The organism is Staphylococcus sp. HMSC034G07 (assembly GCF_001835975.1).
GTDB lineage: Bacteria > Bacillota > Bacilli > Staphylococcales > Staphylococcaceae > Staphylococcus > Staphylococcus ureilyticus.
This window is the reverse complement of the sequence record NZ_KV826595.1, coordinates 53,188-66,084: the sequence shown is the minus strand read 5'-3', so window position 1 is coordinate 66,084 and position 12,897 is coordinate 53,188. Positions and strand designations below refer to the sequence as shown.

Genomic DNA, 12,897 nt, shown 5'->3' with positions numbered 1-12,897 from the left:
AGTGACGACATGTCTGAGGAAGTTGGCGCAAAGCGTTGGTATGCTGTGCATACTTATTCTGGTTATGAGAACAAAGTTAAGAAGAATTTAGAAAAACGTGTGGAATCTATGAATATGACTGAATTGATATTCAGAGTGGTTATACCTGAAGAAGAAGAAACACAAGTTAAAGATGGTAAAGCTAAAACGTTAACTAAAAAAACATTTCCTGGCTATGTATTAGTCGAATTAATCATGACTGATGAATCATGGTATATTGTGAGAAACACACCGGGTGTTACAGGATTTGTTGGTTCAGCAGGTGCTGGGTCAAAACCAAATCCATTATTACCTGAAGAAGCACGTTTCATCTTGAAACAAATGGGCATGAAAGAAAAAACAATTGATGTTGAATTAGATTTAGGTGAGCAAGTTCAAATCAAATCAGGTCCATTTGCGAATCAAGTTGGTGAAGTTCAAGAAATTGAAGCGGATAAATTTAAATTGACAGTTCTTGTAGACATGTTTGGTAGAGAAACACCTGTTGAAGTAGAATTCGATCAAATTGAAAAATTATAAAGGTATATAAGTAATACTAGACTTGCTAAAGCAAGAAATATTACTTTACATGCATTAAGAACCCCTAATCATTAAAATGATTCAGTGTAAGGAATACCTGAGCCAAGGCTCATGCATTAAGAACCCCTAATCATTAAAATGATAAGGGGTTCTATAAAAAAAGTTCCATTTTACTCTTGCTTTATGATTTGAGTAGATGTTATAATACTGTGGTCGCGCTCATAGAGCGTTCATTTCGTCACGAAATGTAGAAGAGTGGGAGGACAAAACTGAGTCCTGTGACCACATCACGATATCAAGGAGGTGCACATCGTGGCTAAAAAAGTAGAAAAAGTTGTTAAATTACAAATTCCTGCAGGTAAAGCAAACCCAGCACCACCAGTTGGTCCAGCATTAGGTCAAGCAGGTGTGAACATTATGGGATTCTGTAAGGAATTCAACGCACGTACACAAGAAGATGCAGGTTTAATTATTCCGGTAGAAATCAGTGTTTATGAAGATCGTTCATTTACATTCATTACAAAAACTCCACCGGCTCCAGTACTACTTAAAAAAGCAGCTGGCGTTGAAAAAGGTTCTGGTGAACCTAACAAAAACAAAGTTGCTACAGTAACTAAAGATCAAGTACGTGAAATTGCAAACCAAAAAATGCAAGATTTAAACGCTGCAGACGAAGAAGCAGCTATGCGTATTATCGAAGGTACTGCACGTAGTATGGGTATCACAGTTCAATAATATTAAAAAATTAACGAAAACATAGATTGACGATGAAGCAGATGACAGAAATGACAAACAGGATCAAAGCGTTCAATATTGTCGTAATAAGAGGGAAATTGTCATTTATTTAGGAAGTGTTTCCTGAGATGAAATATGATTAAAACCTCTCTGTTATCTGCTCTTAACTTGCAAATGCGAGTAAATGTGGGAGGAAATTCCGCTAAAACCACTAAAGGAGGACATGAAATGGCTAAGAAAAGTAAAAGATTTCAAGAAGTAGCTAATAAAATTGACCGCCAAAAACACTATAGTGTGGAAGAAGCAGTTGAATTAGCTAAAGAAACAAGTATCGCTAACTTTGACGCATCAGTTGAAGTAGCATTCCGTTTAGGAATTGATACACGTAAAAATGATCAACAAATCCGTGGTGCAGTTGTACTTCCAAATGGTACAGGTAAATCACAACGTGTATTGGTATTCGCAAAAGGAGACAAAGCAGCTGAAGCAGAAGCAGCAGGTGCAGATTTCGTTGGTGAAGGTGAATATGTTCAACAAATCCAACAAGGTTGGTTTGACTTTGACGTAGTAGTAGCTACACCAGATATGATGGGTGAAGTTGGTAAACTTGGTCGTGTATTAGGACCTAAAGGTTTAATGCCAAACCCTAAAACTGGAACTGTAACAATGGACGTTACAAAAGCAGTTGAAGAAATCAAAGCAGGTAAAGTAGAATATCGTGCTGAAAAAGCTGGTATTGTACATGCTTCTATTGGTAAAGTATCATTTGATACTGACAAACTTGTTGAAAACTTCAAAGCTTTACAAGATGTGTTAACTAAAGCAAAACCATCTTCAGCTAAAGGTACTTACTTCAAATCTGTTGCTGTTACAACAACAATGGGTCCTGGCGTAAAAGTCGATACTTCTAGCTTCAAACTTTAATCTTAAATATAAATGATGATAAGACTGGATGGATATATTCAGTCTTATCTTTAAAAATATATTGACATATTATATTTAACCAGTTATATTGGTTAATGTATTATTTTACCTAAGACAGTAGGAGTTAGTCATAACTTAAAAATAATCCTACCGAGGCTAAAATTGACTTGAACGTGAAGATTTTTAGATCTTTCAAGCACTTTTTGCCGTGGGTAGAAAGTGCTTTTTTTATTGAGATAAAGTTGTTAATTGACGTAATTAGCAGTTGTAATCAAGATTAAAAGCACCAAATAAAAAAACTATGGAGGTGTCTAAATGTCTGCTATCATCGAAGCTAAAAAACAACAAGTTGATGTAATTGCTGAATCATTAAAGAATTCAGTATCTACTGTAATCGTTGACTACCGCGGTCTAACTGTTTCAGAAGTAACTGAATTACGTTCACAATTACGTGAAGCTGGCGTTGAATTCAAAGTATTGAAAAATACAATGGTTCGCCGTGCTGCTGATCAAGTTGGCTTAGAAGATTTAAATGAACACTTAGTAGGTCCTACTGCAGTTGCTACTTCAACAGAAGATGTTGTTGCTCCAGCAAAAGTATTAGCAGGATTTGCTAAAGAACATAAAGCTTTAGAAATTAAAGTAGGTGTTATGGAAGGCAGTGTTATTTCTGCTGAAGAAGTTAACACAGTTGGTACATTACCATCACACGACGGTCTTGTTTCTATGCTTTTATCAGTATTACAAGCTCCAGTACGCAATTTCGCTTATGCAGTTAAAGCTGTTGGAGAAGATAAAGAACAAAACGAAGAAAGCGCTGAATAATTGCGCATAAAACTAATAAAATTAATGGAGGAATATTAAAATGGCTAATCAAGAACAAATCATTGAAGCAATTAAAGAAATGTCAGTTTTAGAATTAAACGACTTAGTAAAAGCAATTGAAGAAGAATTTGGTGTAACTGCAGCAGCTCCAGTAGCAGCAGCAGGTGCAGCAGGTGGCGGAGACGCTGCTGAAGAAAAAACAGAATTTGATGTTGAATTAACATCAGCTGGATCATCTAAAATCAAAGTCGTTAAAGCTGTTAAAGAAGCTACTGGCTTAGGATTAAAAGATGCTAAAGAATTAGTTGACGGAGCTCCTAAAGTAATCAAAGAAGCTTTACCAACTGAAGAAGCTGAAAAACTTAAAGAAGCATTAGAAGAAGTTGGCGCTACAGTAGAATTAAAATAATTCTAGCTGGCTAACAGTTCATAATTATATATTGAAGGTTATTCAAGCAGTTTAACACATTAGCTATTTCGATACGCTAATCTTAAATGCAATGTGGATATCCTGAAATCTTTGAGAAATGAAAACCCCGTTATCGATATAACGGGGTTTTATCTTATTTGATCTATCCTGAATGAATCGTTTGTTGTTACAAAGTTTTGTTGAGGGTATAGTATTAATCTAAGATGAATTAGATTAAAAGAGGTGTAGTCATGAGTCATTACTATGATGAAAATCCTGAAGTAGAAAGCGCTGAACTTCCTTTTACGTATTCCTACAAAAACTATGATTTAAAATTAGTTACTGATTCAGGTGTATTTTCTAAAGGGAAAATAGACTTTGGTTCAGATTTATTAATCAATACTTTTTTGAAAGAAAATCCCCCGGGTCCTACTAAAAAAATTATAGATGTTGGTTGTGGTTATGGACCGATTGGTTTGATGATTGCAAAAGTGTCTCCGCACCATGAAATAACGATGGTTGATGTAAATCAACGCGCACTTTCCTTATCGATTAAAAATAAAACGCAAAATCATTTAGAGAATGTAGAGATCAAAGAAAGTGATGGGTTATCGCAAGTAGAGGATAATGCTTTTGATTTTGTATTAACGAATCCACCGATTAGAGCAGGAAAAAAAGTAGTTCATAGCATCTTAACTGATGCGCATCATAAATTAAAAGCGAATGGTGCCCTTTATGTTGTGATTCAAAAGAAACAAGGTATGCCATCTGCGAAGAAAAAAATGGAAGAAACATTTGGTAATGTAGAAGTATTAGAAAAGCACAAAGGCTATTATATATTAAGAAGTGTAAAAGGTTGATTAAAAACCACTGTTCTGATATAGTAATAGAATGTAAAAAATTATGTTCAATAAGTGTGTACTTTTACGTATAAATTAACAAAGTATATAAGGTGAAATAGAAAATGGTGTCATGAGTTATGCTACCGTTTTCTTTTTGTCTAATTATATTTGCTGATTTAGTAAAAGTAAACACGCAATTTTTGAGGGGTGAATCTGTTTGGCAGGTCAATTTGTCCAATATGGAAGACATCGTAAACGTAGAAACTATGCGAGAATTTCAGAGGTATTAGAATTACCGAATTTAATTGAGATTCAAACTAAGTCTTACGAGTGGTTCTTAGAAGAAGGTTTATATGAAATGTTTAGAGACATTTCACCGATTGAAGATTTCACAGGAAATCTGTCTTTAGAGTTTGTTGATTACAGACTTGGAGAATCAAAATATGATTTAGAAGAATCGAAAAACCGTGATACGACGTATTCTGCACCTCTACGTGTAAAAGTACGTCTAATCATTAAAGAAACAGGCGAAGTGAAAGAGCAAGAAGTATTTATGGGTGATTTCCCATTAATGACAGATACAGGTACATTTGTGATTAATGGTGCTGAGCGTGTAATCGTATCGCAATTAGTTCGTTCACCATCCGTTTACTTTAATGAAAAATTAGATAAAAATGGTCGCACAAACTATGATGCAACAATTATTCCTAACCGTGGCGCATGGTTAGAGTATGAAACTGATGCCAAAGATGTAGTTTATGTACGTATTGATAGAACAAGAAAATTACCACTAACAGTATTATTGAGAGCTTTAGGTTTCTCAACAGATCAAGAAATCATTGATCTTTTAGGAGACAATGAGTACTTACGTAATACATTAGAAAAAGATGGTACTGAAAATACTGATCAAGCACTATTAGAAATTTATGAGCGTTTACGCCCAGGTGAACCTCCGACAGTAGAAAATGCGAAAAGCTTACTATACTCACGTTTCTTCGATCCGAAACGTTATGATTTAGCAAGCGTGGGTCGTTATAAAGCGAATAAAAAACTTCATTTAAAACACCGCTTATTCAATCAAAAATTAGCAGAACCAATTGTTAATGCTGAAACAGGTGAAATTGTAGCTGAAGAAGGTACTGTCCTAGATCGTCGTAATTTAGATGAAATCATGGATGTATTAGAATCTAATGCGAACAGTGAAGTTTTTGAACTTGAAGGTACTGTGATTGATGAACCAGTAGAAATTCAATCTATTAAAGTATATGTTCCTAATGATGAAGAAGGCCGCACAACAACAGTTATTGGTAATGCATTCCCTGATTCAGAAGTGAAATGTATTACACCAGCTGACATCATCGCATCAATGTCATATTTCTTTAATTTATTAAGTGGTATTGGATTCACAGATGATATTGACCATTTAGGTAATCGTCGTCTACGTTCAGTAGGGGAGTTACTACAAAACCAATTCCGTATTGGTTTATCAAGAATGGAACGTGTGGTACGTGAAAGAATGTCTATTCAAGACACAGATTCAATTACGCCACAACAATTAATTAATATCCGTCCAGTTATTGCATCAATTAAAGAATTCTTTGGTAGTTCTCAATTGTCACAATTCATGGACCAAGCCAATCCATTAGCAGAATTGACACATAAACGTCGTCTATCAGCATTAGGACCTGGTGGTTTAACACGTGAACGTGCTCAAATGGAAGTGCGTGACGTTCACTACTCTCACTATGGCCGTATGTGTCCAATCGAAACACCAGAGGGACCAAACATTGGTTTGATCAACTCATTATCAAGTTATGCACGTGTAAATGAATTTGGTTTCATTGAAACACCATATCGTAAAGTAGATCTTGAGACGAATAGTATCACAGATCAAATCGATTATTTAACAGCTGATGAAGAAGATAGCTATGTAGTAGCACAAGCGAATTCTAAACTAGATGAAAATGGTCGTTTCTTAGACGATGAAGTTGTTTGTCGTTTCCGTGGTAACAACACAGTTATGGCCAAAGAAAAAATGGATTACATGGATGTATCTCCTAAACAAGTTGTTTCTGCAGCAACAGCATGTATTCCATTCTTAGAAAACGATGACTCTAACCGTGCATTAATGGGTGCAAACATGCAACGTCAAGCAGTACCATTGATGAATCCAGAATCACCTTTCGTAGGTACTGGTATGGAACACGTAGCAGCTCGTGACTCTGGTGCTGCAATTGTCGCTAAACATAAAGGCCGTGTTGAACACGTTGAATCTAATGAAATTCTTGTACGTCAACTTATCGAAGAAGATGGACAAGAATACGAAGGCGAAATCGATCGCTATCCGTTAGCTAAATTCAAGCGCTCAAACACAGGTACTTGTTATAACCAAAGACCAATCGTTGCTACAGGTGATGTCGTAACGAAAGGTGAAATTTTAGCCGATGGTCCTTCAATGGAACTTGGTGAAATGGCGTTAGGTAGAAACGTAGTTGTCGGATTCATGACATGGGACGGTTACAACTATGAAGATGCTGTAATTATGAGCGAACGCCTAGTGAAAGATGACGTATATACTTCTATCCATATTGAAGAATATGAATCAGAAGCACGTGATACAAAACTAGGACCTGAAGAAATTACACGTGATATTCCTAACGTTTCAGATAGTGCGCTTAAAAACTTAGATGACCGTGGTATTGTATACGTAGGTGCTGAAGTTAATGACGGAGATATTTTAGTAGGTAAAGTAACGCCTAAAGGTGTAACAGAATTAACAGCAGAAGAACGCTTATTACATGCGATATTCGGTGAAAAAGCACGTGAAGTACGTGATACATCATTACGTGTACCTCATGGTGCAGGCGGTATTGTTCTAGACGTTAAAGTCTTCAACCGTGAAGAAGGAGATGACACATTATCTCCAGGTGTAAACCAATTAGTACGTGTTTATATCGTTCAAAAACGTAAAATACATGTTGGTGACAAAATGTGTGGTCGTCACGGTAACAAAGGTGTTATCTCTAAGTTAGTTCCTGAAGAAGATATGCCTTACTTACCAGACGGTACACCAATCGACATCATGTTGAACCCACTAGGTGTTCCATCACGTATGAATATCGGACAAGTATTAGAGTTACATTTAGGTATGGCTGCTAAAAACTTAGGTATTCATGTTGCTTCACCAGTATTTGATGGTGCGAGTGATGAAGATGTATGGTCAACGATTGAAGAAGCTGGTATGGCACGTGACGGTAAGACAGTATTATACGATGGACGTACGGGTGAACCATTCGATAACAGAATCTCAGTCGGCGTTATGTATATGTTGAAACTTGCACACATGGTTGACGATAAATTACACGCACGTTCAACTGGACCATACTCACTTGTTACGCAACAACCATTAGGTGGTAAAGCACAATTCGGTGGACAACGTTTCGGTGAGATGGAAGTATGGGCACTTGAAGCTTACGGTGCTGCATACACACTTCAAGAAATCTTAACTTATAAATCTGATGATACAGTAGGTCGTGTAAAAACTTATGAATCTATTGTTAAAGGTGAAAACATTACTAAACCTGGTGTTCCTGAATCATTCAGAGTATTGATGAAAGAACTTCAAAGTTTAGGATTAGATGTTAAGATTATGGATGAGCATGACAATGAAATCGACATGCAAGATAACGAAGATGAAGATGCAGTAGAACGTAAAGTGGACCTTCAACAAAAAGAAGCGCCACAATCACAAAAAGAAATTACTGACTAATACAGATCGCATTTAAGTTTATAAAAAGATATACCATTTTGGGGTAAAGTTGTCGTACTTGCCTCATTATGGCCTTATCTATTATTGATAAAGAGCAATCAATCAATTTGCACAGCTAATCTAAATTGAAGGAGGTAGGCTCCTTGATTGATGTAAATAATTTCCATTATATGAAAATAGGACTTGCTTCACCTGAAAAAATCCGTTCATGGTCTTTTGGTGAGGTTAAAAAGCCAGAAACAATTAACTATCGTACTTTAAAACCAGAAAAAGATGGTCTATTCTGTGAGAGAATTTTCGGACCTACAAAAGACTGGGAATGTAGTTGTGGTAAATACAAACGTGTACGCTATAAAGGTATGGTTTGTGATAGATGTGGAGTAGAAGTAACTAAATCTAAAGTGCGCCGTGAAAGAATGGGACACATTGAATTAGCTGCGCCAGTTTCACATATTTGGTACTTCAAAGGTATTCCAAGCCGCATGGGACTATTATTAGATATGTCACCAAGAGCATTAGAAGAAGTCATTTATTTTGCTTCTTATGTTGTTGTAAATCCTGGCCCAACTGGATTAGAGAAAAAGACGTTACTATCTGAAGCAGAATTCAGAGAGTACTATGATAAATTCCCTGGTCAATTTACAGCTAAAATGGGTGCTGAAGGTATCAAAGAATTATTAGATGAAATTGATTTGGATACAGAATTAAAAGAATTGCGTGATGAGTTAGAGTCTGCAACAGGACAAAGACTTACACGTGCGATTAAACGATTAGAAGTAGTTGAATCATTCAGACATTCTGGTAATAATCCAGCTTGGATGGTATTAGATGTACTTCCAATAATTCCACCAGAAATCAGACCAATGGTTCAATTAGACGGTGGACGTTTTGCAACAAGTGATTTAAATGATTTATATCGCCGTGTCATCAACCGTAACAACCGTTTAAAACGTTTATTAGATTTAGGTGCTCCTGGCATCATCGTACAAAACGAAAAACGTATGTTACAAGAAGCAGTTGATGCACTTATCGATAATGGTCGCCGTGGTCGTCCAGTAACTGGACCAGGTAACCGTCCATTAAAATCATTGTCACATATGCTTAAAGGTAAACAAGGTCGTTTCCGTCAAAACTTATTAGGTAAACGTGTTGACTATTCAGGCCGTTCCGTTATCGCTGTTGGACCAAGCTTGAAAATGTATCAATGTGGCTTACCTAAAGAAATGGCTTTAGAGTTGTTTAAACCTTTCATCATGAAAGAATTAGTTCAACGTGAAATTGCGACAAACATTAAAAATGCGAAAAGCAAGATTGAACGTATGGATGATGAAGTATGGGATGTACTAGAAGACGTCATTAAAGAACATCCAGTTCTTTTAAACCGTGCACCAACGCTGCATAGATTAGGTATCCAAGCATTTGAACCTACACTTGTAGAAGGTCGTGCGATTCGTCTACATCCACTTGCAACTACAGCTTATAACGCTGACTTTGATGGTGACCAAATGGCTGTTCACGTACCATTATCTAAAGAAGCACAAGCAGAAGCACGCATGCTCATGCTTGCAGCACAAAACATCTTAAACCCTAAAGATGGTAAACCTGTTGTTACACCATCACAAGATATGGTATTAGGTAACTATTACCTTACTTTAGAACGTAAAGATGCAGTAAATACTGGTACAATTTATAATGATACAAACGAAGTGTTGAAAGCTTATGCGAATGGTTATGTACATTTACACACACGTATAGGTGTGCATGCAAGTTCATTTAATAACCCAACATTTACAGAAGCGCAAAATCATAAAATTTTAACAACATCTGTTGGTAAAGTAATCTTTAATGAAATCATTCCTGATTCATTTGCATATATTAACGAACCAACAAAATATAACCTTGAAAACAGTACGCCAGACAAATACTTTGTTTCTGCGACAGAATTAGGTGAGGGTGGATTAAAAGCATATTTTGATGAACAACCACTCATCGAACCATTCAACAAGAATTTCTTAGGAAATATCATTGCAGAAGTCTTTAATCGATTCAGCATCACAGATACATCTATGATGTTAGATAGAATGAAAGACTTAGGATTCAAATTCTCTTCTAAAGCTGGTATCACTGTCGGTGTATCTGACATTGTGGTTTTACCAGATAAGCAACAAATTTTAGATGAACATGAAAAACTAGTTGAAAAAGTACAAAAACAATTCAACCGTGGTTTAATTACTGAATTTGAACGTTACAATGCAGTTGTTGAAATTTGGACTGATGCCAAAGACCAAATTCAAAACGAATTAATGGGGTCACTTGAAAAAACAAACCCAATCTTTATGATGAGTGACTCTGGTGCCCGTGGTAACGCATCTAACTTTACACAGTTAGCAGGTATGCGTGGACTTATGGCTGCACCATCCGGTAAGATTATTGAATTACCAATCACTTCATCATTCCGTGAAGGTTTAACAGTGTTAGAATACTTTATCTCTACACATGGTGCACGTAAAGGTCTTGCCGATACAGCACTTAAAACAGCGGACTCTGGTTATCTTACTCGTCGTCTTGTTGATGTGGCACAAGATGTTATCGTTCGTGAAGAAGACTGTGGTACGGACCGTGGTTTACTTGTATCTGATATTAAAGAAGGTACTGAAATGATTGAACCATTCAGCGAACGTATTGAAGGTCGTTATTCTAAAGAAACGATTCGCCATCCAGAAACAGATGAAGTCATCGTTCGTCCAGATGAGTTAGTAACAGCAGAAATTGCTAAGAAAATCACAGACGCTGGTATAGAAGAAATGTATATCCGTTCAGCATTCACATGTAATACACGTCATGGTGTATGTGAAAAATGTTATGGTAAAAACCTTGCTACTGGTGAAAAAGTTGAAGTTGGTGAAGCAGTTGGTACAATTGCTGCCCAATCCATCGGTGAACCAGGTACACAGCTTACAATGCGTACATTCCACACAGGTGGTGTAGCAGGTAGTGATATCACGCAAGGTCTTCCTCGTATCCAAGAGATTTTCGAGGCGCGTAACCCTAAAGGTCAAGCAGTCGTGACTGAAATTGAAGGTGTCGTAGATGACATTAGCGTTGCCAAAGATCGTCAACAAGAAATCGTCATCAAAGGCGCAAATGAAACGAAATCTTACCTAGCTTCAGGTACTTCAAGATTAAAAGTTGAAGTTGGCCAAAGTGTTGAACGTGGTGAAGCACTCACAGAAGGTTCAATTGAACCTAAGAACTTCTTATCTATATCTGGCTTGAATGCAACAGAAAGTTATTTATTAAAAGAAGTTCAAAAAGTTTACCGTATGCAAGGTGTTGAAATTGATGATAAACACGTTGAAGTTATGGTAAGACAAATGTTACGTAAAGTACGTATCATTGAAGCTGGAGATACGAAATTACTTCCAGGTGCACTTGTAGATATTCATAACTTTACAGATGCGAACCGTGAAGCATTCAAAGAACGTAAACGTCCAGCAACATCTAAACCTGTATTATTAGGTATAACAAAAGCTTCTCTTGAAACTGAAAGCTTCTTATCAGCAGCTTCATTCCAAGAAACAACACGTGTACTTACAGATGCTGCTATCAAAGGTAAACGTGATAACTTACTTGGACTTAAAGAGAACGTTATTATCGGTAAGCTCATCCCAGCTGGTACAGGTATGAGACGTTACAGTGATGTACAGTATGATAAAGCGACACCAGAAGAAGTTGTTGAAGAGATTCAACCAACTGAAATCTAGTATTGCTTTTAAAATATGAAATGGTTTAGCATTCATTTGAGCTTGTATAAACATATAGACATGTGTTGAAGTTGTAGGACTGCAACACGTGTCTATGTCTTAAGTGACTGACCATTTTACTTTGGGCGAAATAAAAGATGAGATGGTAACATTTGATCTTTATTTCGCTCTTTTATTTTTTTATATATTTTCTGCAAAAAATGTTAATTAAAGTTGACTACGCAGTAATTTTGATGTTATTATTATTAAGGTTGATGCAAGCAGAACTTTGGAGGATATTTAGATGTCTAATGAAAAAGTTGCACGCTTTAACAAACAACACTATGTTATTGGTCTTAAACAGACGCTAAAAGCTTTGAATAAAGATCAAGTGACATCATTGATTATCGCTGAAGACGTTGAAGTTCATCTAATGACTCGCGTGTTAAGTCAAATCAATCAAAAAAACATATCTATCTCATTTTTCGAGAGCAAACAAGCTTTAGGAAAGTATGTAGGTATAAACGTTAATGCGACTGTTGTTGCATTATTGAAATGAGATTAGTAAGATTTTTCTTACTAAATTTTATTTACCTTTAAAATGAACCACCTGGATGTGTGGGATTATAAAAGAAGAGAGGAGGACATATTTCATGCCAACTATTAACCAATTAGTACGTAAACCAAGACAAAGCAAATCAAAAAACTATGATTCACCAGCATTGAACAGAAACTACAACAGTAAAAAGAAAAAGTACACTAGCTTAAACTCACCGCAAAAACGTGGTGTTTGTACACGTGTAGGTACTATGACACCTAAAAAACCTAACTCTGCGTTACGTAAATATGCTCGTGTGCGTTTGTCTAACAACATCGAAATTAACGCGTATATCCCTGGTATCGGACACAACTTACAAGAACACAGTGTTGTACTTGTACGTGGTGGACGTGTAAAAGACTTACCTGGTGTGCGTTACCACATCGTACGTGGTGCACTTGATACTTCAGGTGTTGACGGTCGTAGACAAGGTCGTTCATTATACGGAACTAAAAAACCTAAAAAATAAGTTTAAGATTGCGTAAATTTTCGTT

General features: G+C 36.3%; 10 protein-coding genes and 1 other annotated feature. All 10 genes read left to right on the top strand.

Features of this window, described 5'->3' with window-relative positions; all coding sequences use genetic code 11:
* The first annotated feature begins 9 nt into the window (after window positions 1-9).
* The 10 genes from nusG to rpsL all read left to right on the top strand — a co-directional run bounded on the left by nusG (window position 10) and on the right by rpsL (window position 12,872).
* Window positions 10-558 (top strand): transcription termination/antitermination protein NusG, encoded by a 549-nt coding sequence (gene nusG, locus HMPREF2586_RS04145; protein WP_019468574.1) that lies wholly within the window; start codon window positions 10-12, stop codon window positions 556-558.
* A 312-nt stretch (window positions 559-870) separates the two neighbouring features.
* On the top strand, window positions 871-1,293 hold the full coding sequence (gene rplK / locus HMPREF2586_RS04140) for a 50S ribosomal protein L11 (RefSeq protein ID WP_019468573.1): 423 nt from the start codon (window positions 871-873) through the stop codon (window positions 1,291-1,293).
* A 228-nt stretch (window positions 1,294-1,521) separates the two neighbouring features.
* Window positions 1,522-2,217 (top strand): 50S ribosomal protein L1, encoded by a 696-nt coding sequence (gene rplA / locus HMPREF2586_RS04135; protein WP_046207685.1) that lies wholly within the window; start codon window positions 1,522-1,524, stop codon window positions 2,215-2,217.
* Between the two features lie 90 nt (window positions 2,218-2,307).
* Window positions 2,308-2,455, top strand: a sequence feature (ribosomal protein L10 leader region).
* A gap of 77 nt (window positions 2,456-2,532) precedes the next feature.
* Window positions 2,533-3,042, top strand: coding sequence for a 50S ribosomal protein L10 (rplJ, locus tag HMPREF2586_RS04130; RefSeq protein ID WP_046207684.1), 510 nt, complete (start codon window positions 2,533-2,535; stop codon window positions 3,040-3,042).
* A 40-nt stretch (window positions 3,043-3,082) separates the two neighbouring features.
* Window positions 3,083-3,451, top strand: a complete 369-nt coding sequence (rplL, locus tag HMPREF2586_RS04125; protein ID WP_046207683.1) for a 50S ribosomal protein L7/L12 — start codon at window positions 3,083-3,085, stop codon at window positions 3,449-3,451.
* A 251-nt stretch (window positions 3,452-3,702) separates the two neighbouring features.
* The gene (locus HMPREF2586_RS04120; protein ID WP_070657486.1) at window positions 3,703-4,311 is read left to right on the top strand and encodes a class I SAM-dependent methyltransferase; all 609 of its coding nucleotides are present in this window, start codon (window positions 3,703-3,705) and stop codon (window positions 4,309-4,311) included.
* A gap of 199 nt (window positions 4,312-4,510) precedes the next feature.
* Window positions 4,511-8,062, top strand: a complete 3,552-nt coding sequence (rpoB, locus tag HMPREF2586_RS04115; protein WP_064209891.1) for a DNA-directed RNA polymerase subunit beta — start codon at window positions 4,511-4,513, stop codon at window positions 8,060-8,062.
* A 170-nt stretch (window positions 8,063-8,232) separates the two neighbouring features.
* The gene (gene rpoC / locus HMPREF2586_RS04110; RefSeq protein ID WP_169926877.1) at window positions 8,233-11,826 is read left to right on the top strand and encodes a DNA-directed RNA polymerase subunit beta'; all 3,594 of its coding nucleotides are present in this window, start codon (window positions 8,233-8,235) and stop codon (window positions 11,824-11,826) included.
* Window positions 11,827-12,109: 283 nt separating this feature from the next.
* Window positions 12,110-12,364, top strand: a complete 255-nt coding sequence (locus HMPREF2586_RS04105; protein WP_070039467.1) for a ribosomal L7Ae/L30e/S12e/Gadd45 family protein — start codon at window positions 12,110-12,112, stop codon at window positions 12,362-12,364.
* A 94-nt stretch (window positions 12,365-12,458) separates the two neighbouring features.
* A complete protein-coding gene (rpsL, locus tag HMPREF2586_RS04100; protein ID WP_019468565.1) occupies window positions 12,459-12,872 on the top strand; it encodes a 30S ribosomal protein S12 in 414 nt (137 codons plus the stop codon).
* Window positions 12,873-12,897 lie beyond the last annotated feature (25 nt).